Source organism: Neotabrizicola paludis (assembly GCF_044142105.1).
Lineage (GTDB): Bacteria > Pseudomonadota > Alphaproteobacteria > Rhodobacterales > Rhodobacteraceae > Pseudogemmobacter.
On sequence record NZ_JBGTYM010000005.1, the window covers coordinates 224,171 to 238,756 of the forward strand.

General features: G+C 68.4%; 17 protein-coding genes. 9 read left to right on the forward strand and 8 right to left on the reverse strand.

From position 1 onward, the window contains the following. Window positions 1-38 precede the first annotated feature (38 nt). Complete coding sequence (locus ACED67_RS13185; RefSeq protein ID WP_395542115.1) at window positions 39-659, reverse strand: GcrA family cell cycle regulator; 621 nt, start codon at window positions 657-659, stop codon at window positions 39-41. A 136-nt stretch (window positions 660-795) separates the two neighbouring features. Between ACED67_RS13185 and hrpB the strand changes: the two genes are divergently transcribed. Then, on the forward strand, window positions 796-3,219 hold the full coding sequence (hrpB, locus tag ACED67_RS13190) for an ATP-dependent helicase HrpB (RefSeq protein WP_395542116.1): 2,424 nt from the start codon (window positions 796-798) through the stop codon (window positions 3,217-3,219). Then, window positions 3,216-3,932 carry a phosphotransferase gene (locus ACED67_RS13195; protein ID WP_395542117.1) on the forward strand — a complete coding sequence of 239 codons (717 nt, stop codon included), beginning with the start codon at window positions 3,216-3,218 and terminating at the stop codon, window positions 3,930-3,932. The genes hrpB and ACED67_RS13195 overlap by 4 nt, the downstream gene beginning before the upstream one ends. A gap of 14 nt (window positions 3,933-3,946) precedes the next feature. Here the strand turns inward: ACED67_RS13195 and ACED67_RS13200 are convergent, their stop codons facing one another. Beyond that, window positions 3,947-5,953 (reverse strand): AsmA family protein, encoded by a 2,007-nt coding sequence (locus tag ACED67_RS13200; RefSeq protein ID WP_395542118.1) that lies wholly within the window; start codon window positions 5,951-5,953, stop codon window positions 3,947-3,949. 309 nt (window positions 5,954-6,262) lie between these two features. Between ACED67_RS13200 and rimO the strand changes: the two genes are divergently transcribed. The 3 genes from rimO (at window position 6,263) to ACED67_RS13215 (ending at window position 8,866) form a co-directional block, all read left to right on the forward strand. Further along, complete coding sequence (gene rimO / locus ACED67_RS13205) at window positions 6,263-7,624, forward strand: 30S ribosomal protein S12 methylthiotransferase RimO (RefSeq protein WP_395542119.1); 1,362 nt, start codon at window positions 6,263-6,265, stop codon at window positions 7,622-7,624. Further along, entirely contained in the window at window positions 7,621-8,010 is a 390-nt protein-coding gene (locus ACED67_RS13210; protein ID WP_395542120.1) for an acyl-CoA thioesterase, read from the forward strand. The genes rimO and ACED67_RS13210 overlap by 4 nt, the downstream gene beginning before the upstream one ends. A gap of 139 nt (window positions 8,011-8,149) precedes the next feature. Beyond that, the gene (locus tag ACED67_RS13215) at window positions 8,150-8,866 is read left to right on the forward strand and encodes a hypothetical protein (protein WP_395542121.1); all 717 of its coding nucleotides are present in this window, start codon (window positions 8,150-8,152) and stop codon (window positions 8,864-8,866) included. A 110-nt stretch (window positions 8,867-8,976) separates the two neighbouring features. Here ACED67_RS13215 and ACED67_RS13220 read toward each other — a convergent pair whose 3' ends face one another. After that, window positions 8,977-9,354, reverse strand: coding sequence for a PRC-barrel domain-containing protein (locus ACED67_RS13220; RefSeq protein ID WP_395542122.1), 378 nt, complete (start codon window positions 9,352-9,354; stop codon window positions 8,977-8,979). Window positions 9,355-9,673: 319 nt separating this feature from the next. Between ACED67_RS13220 and ACED67_RS13225 the strand changes: the two genes are divergently transcribed. Next, entirely contained in the window at window positions 9,674-10,051 is a 378-nt protein-coding gene (locus tag ACED67_RS13225) for a hypothetical protein (RefSeq protein ID WP_395542123.1), read from the forward strand. On the opposite strand, the gene ACED67_RS13230 is transcribed toward ACED67_RS13225, so the two are convergent. The 4 genes from ACED67_RS13230 to ACED67_RS13245 form a co-directional block, all read right to left on the reverse strand. Further along, window positions 10,048-10,407: a diacylglycerol kinase gene (locus tag ACED67_RS13230; protein ID WP_395542124.1), complete on the reverse strand. Its 360-nt coding sequence runs from the start codon at window positions 10,405-10,407 to the stop codon at window positions 10,048-10,050. The two genes, ACED67_RS13225 and ACED67_RS13230, sit on opposite strands and share 4 nt — an antisense overlap. 46 nt (window positions 10,408-10,453) lie before the next feature. Continuing rightward, window positions 10,454-10,831, reverse strand: a complete 378-nt coding sequence (locus tag ACED67_RS13235; protein ID WP_395542125.1) for a YigZ family protein — start codon at window positions 10,829-10,831, stop codon at window positions 10,454-10,456. 48 nt (window positions 10,832-10,879) lie between these two features. Then, window positions 10,880-11,134 (reverse strand): DUF6455 family protein, encoded by a 255-nt coding sequence (locus ACED67_RS13240; protein ID WP_395542126.1) that lies wholly within the window; start codon window positions 11,132-11,134, stop codon window positions 10,880-10,882. 173 nt (window positions 11,135-11,307) lie between these two features. After that, a complete protein-coding gene (locus ACED67_RS13245; RefSeq protein WP_395542127.1) occupies window positions 11,308-12,039 on the reverse strand; it encodes a M48 family metallopeptidase in 732 nt (243 codons plus the stop codon). A gap of 382 nt (window positions 12,040-12,421) precedes the next feature. Here ACED67_RS13245 and ACED67_RS13250 point away from each other — a divergent pair, with 382 nt between their 5' ends. Continuing rightward, window positions 12,422-12,679 carry a DUF8831 family protein gene (locus tag ACED67_RS13250; protein WP_395542128.1) on the forward strand — a complete coding sequence of 86 codons (258 nt, stop codon included), beginning with the start codon at window positions 12,422-12,424 and terminating at the stop codon, window positions 12,677-12,679. A gap of 161 nt (window positions 12,680-12,840) precedes the next feature. Here the strand turns inward: ACED67_RS13250 and ACED67_RS13255 are convergent, their stop codons facing one another. Continuing rightward, the gene (locus tag ACED67_RS13255; protein WP_395542129.1) at window positions 12,841-13,098 is read right to left on the reverse strand and encodes a DUF167 domain-containing protein; all 258 of its coding nucleotides are present in this window, start codon (window positions 13,096-13,098) and stop codon (window positions 12,841-12,843) included. A 202-nt stretch (window positions 13,099-13,300) separates the two neighbouring features. Here ACED67_RS13255 and ACED67_RS13260 point away from each other — a divergent pair, with 202 nt between their 5' ends. Together ACED67_RS13260 and ACED67_RS13265 are read left to right on the forward strand one after the other, a co-directional pair. Further along, the gene (locus tag ACED67_RS13260) at window positions 13,301-13,894 is read left to right on the forward strand and encodes a nitroreductase family protein (RefSeq protein ID WP_395542130.1); all 594 of its coding nucleotides are present in this window, start codon (window positions 13,301-13,303) and stop codon (window positions 13,892-13,894) included. Beyond that, on the forward strand, window positions 13,891-14,586 hold the full coding sequence (locus ACED67_RS13265) for an EI24 domain-containing protein (protein ID WP_395542131.1): 696 nt from the start codon (window positions 13,891-13,893) through the stop codon (window positions 14,584-14,586). Before ACED67_RS13260 ends, ACED67_RS13265 begins: the two co-directional genes overlap by 4 nt.

Sequence of the window (14,586 nt, forward strand, 5' to 3'; positions counted from 1 at the left end):
CTTGCTGAATTTTCGGCCGGAAATCTTCTTCCTCCGCCTCAGCGGCGGCGGTCCCGGCGGGCGCTCATCGGCTGGAAGGCGACGCCGACATGGGCCTCGCAATAGGGTTTGCCAGGCAGCGAGGGCAGGCCGCAGAACCAGAAATCCTCGGTCGCAGGGTCGCCGATCGGCCATTTGCAGGTCCGCTCGGTCAGTTCCATCAGAGTCAGCTTCCGCGCCCGCTTCTCGACCTCGCGCACGCTGGCCAGCGCCTCGGGGCTGATCTCGTTCAGGCTCGGCTGCGGCGGCAGCGGCTGGCCCGCGGGCACAATCGCCTTGCGCACCGGCAGCGGCGTCACGTTCGAGGCAGCCGCCGGGGCGGCGGTCCGTTCGGCCGGGGCCGGGCGCGGCTGGGCGGCGGCCGGCTCGGGGCGCGGGGCCGCGGCGGCAGGCGCAGGCTCCGGCCTTGCGGCGGCCGGGGCCGGTTCCGCCCTTGCGGCCGGGGCCGGCATCTCTTCGTCTTCCTTGCCGCCCACACGGTTCGACAGGCCCAGACGATGCACCTTGCCGATCACGGCATTACGCGTCACCCCGCCCAGTTCCTTGGCGATCTGGCTGGCCGACTGGCCCTCGGCCCACATGCGCTTGAGCGTCTCGACGCGCTCGTCCGTCCAGGACATCTGTCTCTCCGGCTGTCTGATGGTTGCCCCATTCTATCCGTTTGCCTGCGGGGGCCGCAAGGGCAGGTGATTCTGGCAGGCAGTCATGCTTCCCCGCCGCGCTGGCCAAGCCCCGCCCGCCTTGCCATAAGGCGGCATGGAAGCCTTGCCCGTCACCCATATCCTGCCCGATCTGCGCGCCGCGCTGGCCGCACACGGCCTGGCCGTGCTCGAGGCGCCGCCCGGCGCGGGCAAGACGACGCTGGTGCCGCTCGACCTTCTGGCCTCCGGTCTTTTCCCCGGCCGCATCCTGCTGCTGGAACCCCGCCGCCTCGCCGCCCGCGCCGCCGCCCTGCGCATGGCCGAGACCCTGGGCACCCCCCTGGGCCAGACCGTCGGCTACCGCATCCGCGGCGAGGCCCAGGTCTCCTCCGCCACCCGCATCGAGGTTGTGACCGAGGGCATCCTGACCCGCATGATGCAATCCGATCCCGAATTGCTCGGCATCTCGCTGGTGATCTTCGACGAATTTCACGAACGCTCGCTTCAGGCCGATCTTGGCCTTGCGCTGGCGCTCGAAATCCGCGCCGCCCTGCGCCCCGACCTGTCGCTTCTCGTCATGTCCGCCACGCTCGACGCCGCCCCCGTCGCCGCGCTGATGGGCGATGCCCCCCGCATCACGGCGCAGGGCCGCGCCTTCCCGGTCGAAACCCGCTGGCTGCCCCGGCCCGTCGACCCTTCGCTGCGGCTTGAGGCCGCGACCGCGCTGCTGATCCGCCAGGCGCTTGAAGAAACCGCCTCGGAAACCACCGGCGGCCTTCTGGTCTTCCTGCCCGGCGAGGGCGAGATCCGCCGCACCGAAGCCGCGCTTCAGGGCCTGCCGGGCGTCACGATCCGCCCGCTTTTCGGCGCCATGGACCTGGCCGCCCAGCGCGCCGCCCTTGGCCCCGCGCCGGGCCGCAAGATCGTGCTGGCGACCGCCATCGCCGAAACCTCGCTGACCCTGCCCGACATCACCGTCGTCATCGACGCGGGCCGGGCCCGCCGCGCCCGCTTCGATCCCGCCTCCGGCATGTCGCGCCTTGTCACGGAACGGGTGACCAAAGCCGAGGCCGAACAGCGCCGGGGCCGCGCGGGCCGGGTCGGGCCGGGGATCTGCTACCGCATGTGGACGCGCGGCGAAGAGGGCAGCCTTGCTGCTTTCCCGCCGCCCGAGATCGAAGCGGCCGACCTCGCGCCCCTCGCGCTCGACCTCGCGCTCTGGGGATCGTCCGACCTGCCCTTCCTTACCCCACCCCCGGCCCCCGCCTTGGCCGAGGCGCGGACCCTGCTGGCCGATCTTGGGGCGCTGGACGCGGCGGGCCGCATCACCGAACATGGCCGCGCGCTGGCCGCCCTGCCGCTGCAGCCCCGCCTTGGCCATATGCTTGCCCTTGCTGGCCCCGAAGCCGCGCCCCTTGCCGCGCTTTTGGCCGAACGCGATCCCCTGCGCGGGGCAGGCCCCGAGCTTTCCCTGCGGCTCGACGCCATTCGCCGCCCGCCGCCCGAGGCCGACCTTGCCGCCATCGAGCGCATCCGCGCCGAGGCGAGACGCCTTGCCCCCCAGTCTCCGACCGCCAGGCTGCCCGGCCTCTCACCCGCCGCCATGGCCGCACTCGCCTATCCCGACCGCATCGGCCTGCGCCGCAAGGGCGAGGCGCCGCGTTTCCTTCTTTCCGGTGGCAAGGGGGCCGTCCTTCCCCCCGGCACATCGCTTTCCAACGTCAGGATTTTGGTCGCCACCGATCTTGACGGCGACCCGCGCGAAGCCCGCATCCGCCAGGCCGCCGCCCTGGACGAGGCCGATCTGCGCCGCCTCTACGCCCCCCGCATCCGCTGGCGCGAGACCGTGCACTGGGACCGCCGCGAAGGCCGCGTCGCTGCCCGGCGGCAAGAGATGTTCGGCGCCCTGATCCTCGACGACCGCCCCTGGCCGGATGCCCCGGCCGAAGCCCTCGCCGCCGCCGCGCTGGAGGGCCTGCGCCTTCTGGGCCTACCCCTCACCCCATCGGCCCGCCGCCTGCGCGCCCGCATAGCGCTCTGTCGCCGCGACGACTGGCCCGAGGTGACGGACGAGGCGCTTCTCGCCCGCGATCCCGACTGGCTGATGCCCCAGCTTGCCCGCGCCCGCACGGATTCCGATCTGCGCGGTCTCGACCTCACGCAACCGCTGCTGTCGCTTCTCGACTGGTCGCAGACATCCGAGCTTGACCGCCTCGCCCCCGCGCATTTCACCACGCCGCTAGGCCGGGCGGTGCCCATCGACTATGAGGGCGAAGCCCCTGCCATCGACCTGCGCCTGCAAGAGGTTTTCGGCGTCACCCGCCATCCGACGGTCGGCCAGAACCGCCTGCCGCTGCGCATCACGCTTCTGTCGCCCGCCCAACGCCCGGTGCAGGTGACGCAAGATCTGCCGGGCTTCTGGGCCAAGTCCTATGCCGATGTCCGCAAGGACATGCGCGGGCAATATCCGAAACATCCCTGGCCCGAAGACCCGACCCAGGCCGAACCCACCCTGCGCGCCAAGCCGCGTGGCACATGACCGCGCTGCCGCCCATAGGCCTCTGGGGCGTGGATGCGCCGCTGGAACCGTTGGCCGGCGGCCACCGCAACCGGGCCTTCCGCACCACCGGCCTTGCGCGGGGCCTTGTCTTCAAATCCACCCGCCGCAGCGCCGAGGCCCTGGCCTGGCTTGCCCCGGTCCATGCCCTTGCCCGCGATGCGGGCTTCACCGTCCCCGGCCTGATCCCCAGCCGCAACCGCGCGCTGGCCGAACAGGGCTGGACCTGCGAGCCCTTTCTGGAAGGCCGACCCTTCGCCGCCGCCGACCTGCCTGCCCTGGCGCCGCGCATCCGATCTTTCCACCGCGCCACGGCCGCCCTGCCGCAGCGGCCGGGCTTCCTGTCCTCGCGCGACCTGCTCACGCAGGACCGGGGCGGCGATGTCGATCTGTCGCTGATGCCGCCCATCCTGGCCCTTGCCTGCCGCGCCGCCTGGTCCGGCCTTCGGGGCGATGAGACGGTGATCCATGCCGATCTTTCCTCCGGCAACATCCTGCACGGGGCTGATGGGCTGCCCATCCTGCTCGACTGGGACGAATCCCGACGCGACCTTGCCGCTTTCGACCTTGCCCAGGTTGCGCCGCCGTCCGACACCATCCACCGGGCCACCCTTGCCTGGGAAGTGGCCTGTTCCTGGCAGGTCGAGCCCGACCATGCCCGCGCCCTTGCCCGCAGGCTGGTCGGTCCCGCCTGAGCCCAGCCGCGCCCTTAGTTCCCCTTCAGCAAGCCTTCCAGCAGCTTGCGCGCCTCGTCATCCAGCACCTCCTGCGCCCGGCGCTTGGCCGCGTCTTCCAGGCTCTCGCCCTCGCCCGCGACGATGCCTTCTTCCGCCAGCTTCGCCTCGAGCGCGGCCTTGGCATCGGCCTCGGCCTTCTCGGCCTCCAGCCGCAGCTTTTCCGCCGCCGCCTGCGCCTCCTCCTCCATCTTCTCCCGGGCGATCGCCTCAAGATCGAGCGAGAAATTCGGCTTCGCCCAGGGGCCGGTAATCAGCAGCGGCACCATCACCCCGCCCGTGCCATCCTCGCCCGCCAGCGCCGTGGGCCGCAGCCGGTAATTCAGCCGCCGCTGGCCCAGATCGACCGTCCCCGCCCCGGTCGCGGTGACATAGGGCGCGACCAGCTTGAGGTCGCTGTTCGACAGCACCCCCGCCTTCATCGTGAAACTGCCCGCCACACCGTCAAAGATCGTCTTCTGCCCCTCGCCGACATAGTTCGGGTCCAGCGTCCGCAGCATCCCCCCGATGTCGAGGCCGCGCAATTCGCCCTTGCCCAGGCTCAGCGTGCCCTCGCCCTCAAGCGACCGCATGATCTCGGCCAGCGAATTGCCGACACCCAGATAGCGCAGCGTCAGATTGCCCTGCGCCACCAGCCGGTCCCAACCCGACAAGTCCTGCAGCAGGGGCTGCATCTGCAACCCGGCCAGCGACAGCCTGCCGCCGACCGACAGGCCGCCACGGCCGTTGACGACGAATTCGCCGGTGACGCTGCCGCCATAGGCATCAAGCTTCTGCAGATCGAACACCGCCCGCGCCCGGTCCAAGGTGATCAAGACCCCCGTCGCGCCGAACCTGGCCACCCCCAGATCGACCGAAGGCGCGCTCAGCGCCACGGCGGCATCGACCAGCCCCAGGGCCGAAACGTCGATGCGATCCTCGGGCCAGCCCGACGCCTTCATGCCACCGCCCGCGCCGCCGCCCTGCCCGCCCGACAGGCCCGACAGATCCAGCGCCGAGGCGCGCAACTGCGCCGACAGTTTCGGCCGCTCCTTGCCCGGCGACAGGTCCAGATCGCCCTCCAGCGCATTGCCATCCGCCTCGATCCGCGCGCCGCGCAAAAAGGCCTTGCCCGTGCCATCCAGCACCAGATTGCCTGACAGCTTCAGCCGCTCGGCCCCCAATCCGCGAGGCAGGCTGGGCGCCGCCGCCCCGGCCAGCCCAGCCAGCGCCGCAATATCGGTCAGGTCAGCCTCAAGCCGCCCCTCGGCCGCAACCGGGCTCCAGCCGCCGCGCCCCTCGAAATGCGCGCGGGCCTTGCCCGCCGTCAGATCGGCGACCAGGGGCACGATGCGCCCCTCGGAAAAGGCCGAGAAGACTTCGGCCGCCAGCGACAGCGTCACCGGGCGGCCCTGCGTCACCGCGCTGGCCTTGAGCGTGAAGGGGCCGGTGTAATCCGGGATCGCCAGCGTCAGGTCCACCCCGTCCAGGGTCACATCGCGCCCCGCCTGATGGTCGAGCAACCGGATCGTGCCGCCGGTGATCCGGCCCTCCTCCAGCGTGAAGGCCTGGCCTGCGCCCGGCGTCGCAGCGCTGATCTCGCCCGCCGCGCCGCCGCCGCCAAAGACCCAGTTCTCGCGCCCGTCCTTGGCGCGTTCCAGCAGCACCTTCGGTGCTTCGGCCCGAAGCCCGAGGATTCGCACATCGCCGCCCAAAAGCGCCGAGGCATTGACCTCGATCACCAGCCGGTCGGCGCTGAACATCGGCCCGTCCTCGCTGGACCAATCGGCATTGGCAATGCGCACCGGTCCGGTAACGACGCCCAGAACCGGCCAGAACTGCGCCGAGACACCGCCCTCGATCACCAGATCGCGCCCGGTCAGGCGCTGGAATTCCCGCGCCGCGGCCCCCGCCACGCGTTCGGCCGGCACCAGCGCCAGAAGCCCCGCCCCCAGAAGGGCCAGGAGCAGAAGCGCCCCGATTGCCCGGATCAGCCACCGCATCGCCACCTGCCTCAAGTTTCTGATTTGTTGAGAAAGCCTAGGACAGCGGCCCGGTTCCGGCAAGAACTTGCCCATCTTTCCGGCATCAAACCGCCGTCATTGAAACATCGCGCGAGACGGTCCGGGCGCACCCGGCACATGCCGCAGGAGCCAGCCCCGGCCTCTCCAAGCATCTGGCGGCAGAAGGAAGGGGGCAGGACAGCCATGGTCTTCATCCTGGCCCAAGTATCCCGGGGTACGGCGCAGCCCGCCCCGGGTCCATCCGCCAGCGCTTCCCGCCGCAGGCCCTCTGCGCTATATCCACCGCCCATGAGCCAGAACCCGCCCCTTCTCCGCCCCGATCTTGCCCGCGCCCAGGTCGAGGCCAGCCCCCGCCGCGAGGGCCAGCCCACCATCGGCATGGTCAGCCTTGGCTGCCCCAAGGCCCTTGTCGACAGCGAGCGCATCCTCACGCGCCTGCGGGCCGAAGGCTATGCGATCAGCCCAGATTACAAGGGGGCAGACGCGGTCATCGTGAACACCTGCGGCTTCCTTGACAGCGCCAAGGCCGAAAGCCTGGATGCGATCGGCGAGGCGCTGCGGGAAAACGGCAAGGTCATCGTCACCGGCTGCCTCGGCGCCGAACCCGACTATATCACCGGCGCGCATCCCAAGGTCATGGCAGTCACCGGCCCGCATCAATATGAATCCGTGCTGGATGCCGTCCATGGCGCGGTGCCGCCCGCGCCCGATCCCTTCATCGACCTTCTGCCCGCCACCGGCGTCTCGCTCACTCCGCGCCACTACAGCTATCTGAAGATCTCGGAAGGCTGCGACCACAAGTGCAAGTTCTGCATCATCCCCGACATGCGCGGCCGGTTGCAAAGCCGCCCCGCCCGCGCCGTGCTGCGCGAGGCGGAAAAGCTGGTCGAGGCCGGGGTGAGGGAACTCCTGGTCATCAGCCAGGACACCAGCGCCTATGGCACTGACTGGAAGGACCGCGACGAGAAATTCCCGATCACATCGCTTGCCCGCGACCTTGGGTCGCTGGGCGCCTGGGTGCGGATGCATTACGTCTATCCCTATCCGCATGTCCGCGACCTGATCCCGCTCATGGCCGATGGGCTTGTGCTCCCGTATCTCGACATTCCCTTCCAGCACGCCCATCCCGATGTGCTGCGCCGCATGGCCCGCCCCGCCGCCGCCGCCCGCACGCTCGATGAAATCGCCGCCTGGCGCGCCGCCTGCCCCGATATCACCCTGCGCTCCACCTTCATCGTGGGCTATCCGGGCGAGACCGAGGCCGAATTCCAGCACCTGCTGGATTGGCTGGACGTGGCGCAATTGGACCGGGTCGGTTGCTTCAAATACGAAAACGTCAAGGGCGCGCGCTCGAACGCCCTGCCCGACCATGTGCCGGAAGAGGTCAAGGAAGACCGCTTCGCCCGCTTCATGGAAAAGGCCCAGGCCATTTCCGAGGCGAAGCTGGCCGCCAAGCTGGGAAGCCGGATCGAGGTGATCGTCGATGAGGTCGACGAAGAAGGCGCCACCTGCCGCACCAAGGCCGACGCGCCAGAGATCGACGGCAACCTCTTCATCGACGAGGGGTTTGAGGGCCTGGCCCCCGGCGACATCGTCACCGTCGAGGTGGATGAGGCCGGGGAATATGACCTGTGGGGAAGCCGCGTTTGACCCAGACCCCGCCGGAAGCGGAACCCGTGATCCGCACCATCGCCATGCCCGCTGACACCAACCCCTCGGGCGATATCTTCGGCGGCTGGCTGATGGCGCAGATGGACCTTGCGGCGGGCAACCTGGCCGGCCGCATCGCCCGGGGCCGTTCGGCGACCGTCGCGGTCGATGGCATGGCCTTTCTGAAACCCGTCAAGGTCGGCGACGAAGTCTCGCTCTACGCCCATCTCGAAGGCACCGGCCGAACCTCCATGCGCATCCATGTCGAGGCCTGGCGCCGCCCGCGCTATGGCACGGAAAGCGAGAAGGTGACGGATGCGACCTTCACCTTCGTGGCGCTGGATGAGGCGGGGCGGTCAAGGGCGCTGCCGGGAGATGAGAAATGATAGACATCGACGCCGGAAGCGACCTTTCGGCGCGGTGAACTGCAATTTTCAGCGATGCGTGCGCAGCCGACGGCCTTGCCGCAAGTTGATACGGATATATGATATTCACAAGGAATTATCGGGCGAGTGAGCACGCGACTTGCAGGGATTGCCGCTAAACATTCCGAAGGAAACCGAGGAGTTCATTCGCCGCAACCTCTATCTGCTTGAATCTCAAGAGAGAATTCAGATATCGGCGATGGCGCAGGGAGAGTTGCCATTGGCGAAAGAGCATTTTGCGTGCGTGCTCGCGCGTTCAGTTGCCGCCAGCATCTTCCTACGCCTTGATCGCGAAGTGCCTGCCGATCAGACACAAATGAAGGTTAGATGCCACGCGATTCACATTGCTCTACTAAATGGCGTGGCAGCTATCGAAAACCTTATTGATCGCTGTCTCTACCCGCAGGCCGCAACGCTCTTGCGACAGCAAGTCGAGGGCTTATGCAATCTTTACGCGCTTAGAACCGCGATCTTCAAGGTGAGGCGTCCCCCGCGCACTGCTATTTTGAAGCGGATGAAGTTGATGAAGGCGTATGTGCATCTAACAGAGCTTTCGCACCTCACTCACCCAGATTTCTTATATGAAATTCAGGGTGTTAATGGTGAACGAATGACTTCGCCATTCAATGAAAGTCTGTCTAAGTTTTTGCTGGGCCTGCACGCTATTTCACTGCATTGGTTGGGAGCAGAAATCGCGTGGTTAAGGCCGTTTGCATCAGACCGGTATCAATCTGAGGAGGAAGAGGGATACTCCGCAATAGTAATGGGGATACTTATCGACGTCGGCTTCGTTAGCGGAAGTCCAACGACTGCCTGACCCCCCAGAATCGTTGCCCCCGGCATCTTTCGACACCGGGGGCCGCCCCTTGCGCGCAGGGGCGCGAAGGCGTCACCGCAGGGCAGCGGGCCGCCGTTCTTGCGGCCTTCTTACAGCCAATAAGGTGAGACGCCGTAATAGTCATAGGCGCGGCGCTCATAGTCGCGGTTCACGCGCCAGTCCTCGGGGCGCTCGGGCGCGGCCTCGAGCTGGGCCTTGGTGATGTCGGTCACATAGCCCTCGCGCGCCACGTCATAGCGCAGCTTCTTCCACGGGATCGGATGCGCGCCGGCACCGAGGCCCAGAAAGCCGCCAAAGCTCATCACGGCATAGGTGATGTTGCCCGAGACCTTGTCGATCATCAGATGGTCGATATGGCCCAGATGATCGCCCGCAGGGCTATAGACATCGGTGCCATTGACATCCGTGCTGGAGATCAGCGCGGCACCGGGGCGGGCGTCGGAATGGCTCTCGGCTTGCTGTTGCATGTCGTCCTCTTTTCCTCTGGCGGCGCGGAGGCACCGTCTGGGGGGCAAACGGCCGGGTCCGTGGGTTGGTTCCGGCTGGCGCGGCGCAACCGGCGGAAGCTCGCCGAAAGCCGCAGGCCCCGCTCGCGGAAGGCCGCGCACCGGCCCGTCAGCAGGGGGTGAAAGATTCAGATAGGGAATGCGGATTCTTCGGTGCAAGATTGGTGTCCGGGTGCGTGACCGCGCAAGGACCAAGGCGCAGCCCCCACCCGCGGCCATCCTCCGGCGGAGGCGGTCAGCGCATTTCGACCGATCACCCTGATTTGCAACGGATGACTCCATGAACCTCTCGCGCAATTTCCTCCTTGTCGGCGGCGTCTACCTGATCGTCGGCATGATCCTTGGCAGCTATATGGGCGGCTCGGGCGACCACTCGCTCACCCCCGTCCATGCCCATATCAACCTCCTGGGCTTCACCCTGATGACGCTGTTCGGGCTCTCCTACCGCGTCTTTCCCGCTCTGGCCGATGGCTGGATGGGCGTCGCGCAGTTCTGGTTGCACCAGATCGGCACGCTGGTCACGCTGCTGTCGCTCTACCTGCTGCTCTCGGGCAAGGTGGCAGAAGCGGCAATCGGCCCGGTGATCGGGATCAGCGAAGGGTTGATCATGTTGGGCGCGCTGATCTGGCTGGCGAACGTCGCGCGCGCCGCCCGCTAGCCCAGCAGGATCACCCCCCAGGCCACCCCTGCCGCAATCGCGGCCAGCGCCACCGCGGCGCTGCCGCAATCCTTGGCCTTGCCCGCCCGCGGGTCGCGCAGGTCCGAGATGTAATCGACCACTTCCTCGATCGCGGTGTTCACCAGCTCCATCGCCAGGATCATCAGCCCCAGCCCCAGGATCACCGCGCGTTCCCCTGGCGTCAGATCCAGGCTGAAGGCCAGGGCGGCCGAGGCAAGATTGGCCAGCGTCCATTGCCGCAGGCTCTTCTCGCTGGCCCAGGCCGCGCGCCAGCCCGCCCAGGACCACAGACAGGTGTTGGCCAGCCGCTGCAACTCGGCCTTCAGAAACTGCATTCCCATCCCCCCTTGCCGCAACCGGTCCCTCCCCGGCCGCGCCAGCCTAGCGCCGCGCCCTGAGCGCGTCGAGCCAGGCCCGCGTGCAGCTTGCGACATGGGCGAAACGGTCGCCCCCCAGATGCGTGCCGCCGAACCAGCGCGTCACGATCACCGCCATATCATACAGGTCTTCGCGCTCCAGCATCCGCAGGATCACCGATCCCGCGCCCGCCTCGCCATCATCGGCCTTGATCGGCCCCTCTGCCCGCGACAACAGCGCCCAGGAATTATGGGTCGCCTTGGCAAAGCGCTTCTCGCGGCACAGCTGCGCCACCAAGGCCCGCGCTTCGGCCCTGCCGGCCGCAGGCCCACCCGAAACGGCATAGCGCGAGCCGCGGTCGCGCAGCACATCGTCCAGCGTGAAAAAGCCCGGTTGCTCCATCACGCCTCTCTGGCGCGCGCCCGCCGCGGGGTCAACCGGCCCAAGCGCTCACGAGATCGCCAGCGCCTCGATCACTGCCTTGTTCGGGCAGAAGCCGGGCATCGCCTTCTCATCGGCGCGCGTCTCCATGAAGGCCTGGCAGCGCGCCGGCTGGGCGCAGCCCTCGCAGCGGGCGACGATCGCGCCCAGCTCGCCCCGGCTCAGCCAACCCTCGACCACGGCTTGCGGCAGGCTGACGCCGGTCAGCCGCGCCATGGCCCGCGTCAGCCACCAGGCCCGCGGTGAATCGGTAAATCCCAGCACCTCACACCTCCTGCAGATCCCTGCGTCATCCAGTCCCGAAGGCCCAAGAGTGGCGCCGCACCCGCGGCGCGGCCTTGACGCAGATCAAGCAGAACCGGGGCAAGTGCGAAGAATGCAAGAAATCTTCATGCCAGATATGGCAATATCCGCGCCTCTCGCCCGGCCGCGGGCGCTCAGGCCCCGCCGCCCGCCTGCAAGGCGGCCACGACGCGCGCCACCACCGCCCGGCGCTGCGCATTCGACGGATGCGATCCATGCGCCGTGACGCCAGGATCGGGCAGGCGCAGGAAAAAGGTCGCGCCCCGGATCGGATCGAACCCCGCGCGCCAGGCGATCTCGGCCCCCAACGCATCGGCCTCCAGCTCGAAGGCCTTGGAGTAGCTCTGCGCCGCCAGTTCGGCCCCGGTCTGCTGCGCCCGCTTGACCTCTTCGGGGCTGGCCCCCGCCTGGGTCGCCAGCACCCCGGCCAGCATCGCGCCCTCGCGCGCCTGGCTGTCGCGGCGCGGAATATGGCCCGCGATGTGATGGGCCGCCTCATGGCCCATGACAAAGGCCAGTTCATCGGCATTGCGCGCCTTGGCGATCAGGGCCGTCGTCACGAACAGCCAGGGCCGCCCATAGGGGTCCAGCGTTTGGAAGGCATTGGCGGGCTGGCCGGGCCGCGCATCCAGCGCGATGGTGAAATTGCAATGGCGCCCCTTGACGCGCGCCCGGCACATCGTTTCGGCCACGGGCTCGATCTGCCGCGCCGCCTCGACAAAGCGCATCGGGGTGCCGGGCGGAAAATCGATGCTGATTCCGGGCGGCAGTTCCCGCACCACCTCCTGCCCGGTCACACATCCCGCAAGGGTCAGAGGAAACAGTAGTAGCGCTGCAAGGGCGCGCGCGACGGCGGCGAAGGGCATGGGCAGGCGGTCCGGCGGAACAGGGTGACGGGGCAAGGTGACGGGGGCAGGGCAAGGCGGCGGCGGTATCACCTGGCCATGCCGCGTGAAGCTATCAGACCCGCGCGCGGAATAAAGGGGCCTTGGGGCCTTCTCACGCAACCGTAACGCCGCCCGGCGCTTTTATTTCCGGCATCTGCCACCCTCTTGCCCCGTCTCAGCCCCCGCCGCCTGCCCCGTTGCAGCCCCGCTCATCTGTCCGGCCCTGCCCCCAGACTCCCGCCCCTCCCGCCCGACAGGTCCAGGCTGGCCGCGCGGGGTGGCCCGGCCATCGCTTGCCCCTCCACATCATCCCGCACCATTGGCCATTGCCGCCGCCCGCGCGCCCGGCTAGCCTTGCCCCATGTTCACCATCGAGCACGAATTCGACGCCACGGTCATCACCCTGATCGACGAGGGGGGCGACTTGCCCCTGATGGGCGACGTCACCGTCACCACGTTTGAGGATTGCGTCACCGTCGAGCAGACCGATCCCGAGACCGACGAAGTCTCGCGCCTCACCCTCTCGCTCGCCCAGGTGGCCGACCTCGCGGCGGCGCTGAACCTGCCCGAGGGCAGCTACAGGCTCGACCGTCGCGGCAAGCCCGCGACCGGCGACTAGCAGCCCCGGCAAAGCGCACGCCCCGCGACACAACGCACGGCATCCCCCGTGGGCCGCCCCTGTCTGCCTCTTCATCTTGGCGCCAAATACTCCGGGGCAGAGGCCGCAGGCCGGGGCGCAGCGCGCGCCAACTCCGCGAGACGCCGCGCAGGCCCGCCGCCTCAGTCCAGCCGGAAGACCTTGTCCCGCGCCTTGGCGCCCCGCACCAGCGTGAGCCTCGTCTTCGCCACTCCCATCGCGCGGGCCAGAAGGGCCTGTGCCGCCGCCGTGGCGCGGCCATCCTCCGGGATTTCGGTGACCGAAATCCTCAGGACCTCGCCTGCGACGATCCCCGCCCGCCGCGCATTCGGCGTCACGCGCAGCGCGATCTCGGCGCCGGGCCGGGCCAGATGTGACAGGTCAGGCAGGTCTTCGGCCATAACACCCTCCAGAGCGGCCAGACTGAACCTCCGGGCGCCGGGCGGCAAGGTCCGGGCGGAGGACAAAACGGAAGACGTTCGGAAGACAGTCGGAAGACGCCGGGAAGACGTGAAAAGCCCCACCCGAACCCTGCCCGCCGGCCCGCCATTTGAAATGCGCGGCGATCCCGCCTACCTTCCGCGCAAGCCGTCAGGAGTGCCCATGCCGTCCCCGAATCTCGCAGCGAATCCCGCAGCCTTCGCCTATCTCGAAACCCGCCGGTCCGCGCCCGCCAAGCTGTTCACCGATCCCGTCCCAGATGCGGCCGAACTTGACCGCATCCTGACCGCCGCCCTGCGCGTGCCGGATCATGGCAAGCTGGAACCGTGGCGGCTTATCGTGCTGCAAGGACAGGATTTTTCCCGCCTCGCCGATCTGGCCGAGGCCCGCGCGCGCGACCTTGGCGGCGATGCGGAAAAGATCGCCAAGGGCCGCGGGCAATATGATCTTGGCCGCCTTGCCGTGGTGGTGATCTCCTCTCCCAAGGCCTCTGACAAGATCCCGCTGACCGAACAGGTTCTGTCTTCCGGCGCGCTCTGCATGAACCTCGTCCATGCCGCCACGGCGGCGGGCTGGGGCGCCTCCTGGCTGACCGGCTGGCCCGCCCATGACCCTGTCTTCCGCGCCCACGCCTTCGCCTGCACCGAGGCCGAAACCGTCGCCGGAATCGTCCACATCGCCACCCCGCCCGCAACCCTTCCCCCCGACCGCCCGCGCCCCGATCTGGCACGGATCGTCCAGCGGGGATTGTCATGATCTTTCAGTCCTTTGGCGCGGCTGTCGGCCAGATGGGCGACCCGCGTTTCCGCCGGGTTCTGGTGCTGGGCGTCCTGCTTGCCTTCGCGCTTCTGGCCGTGATCTATGCGCTCTTCCTGCTGATGATCGCGACCCTGACCCCCGATCTGGTCGAGCTGCCCTTCCTCGGGCCGATCTCGGGCCTGCATCAGCTCTTGGGCTGGGCCTCGCTCTTCTTCATGCTGGCCCTCTCGGTCTTCCTGATGATCCCCGCCGCCGCCGCCTTTGCCGGGCTTTTCACCGATGACGTCGCCCAGGCGGTGGAAGAGGTGCATTACCCCTTCCTGCCCCCTGCCCGCAGCCTGGGCTGGGCCGAGGGGTTGCGCGCCTCGATCAACCTGATCGGGCTGCTGGTCCTTGTGAACCTTGCCGCGCTGATGTCCGTTCTGGTCATCGGCCCCTTCGCCCCGGTCCTGTTCTGGGCCGCCAATGGCTGGCTGCTCGGGCGCGAGTATTTCATGCTCGTCGCCCTGCGCCGCCTGCCCGCCGATGAGGCCAAGGCCCTGCGCAGCCGCAATGGATTCACGGTCTGGATGGCGGGCGCGCTGATGGCCGCGCCCTTGTCGGTTCCCTTGGTGAACCTCTTGATCCCGGTGCTGGGCACCGCGACCTTCACCCATATCTTTCATAAGCTTATGGCCGAAGGACGGTAA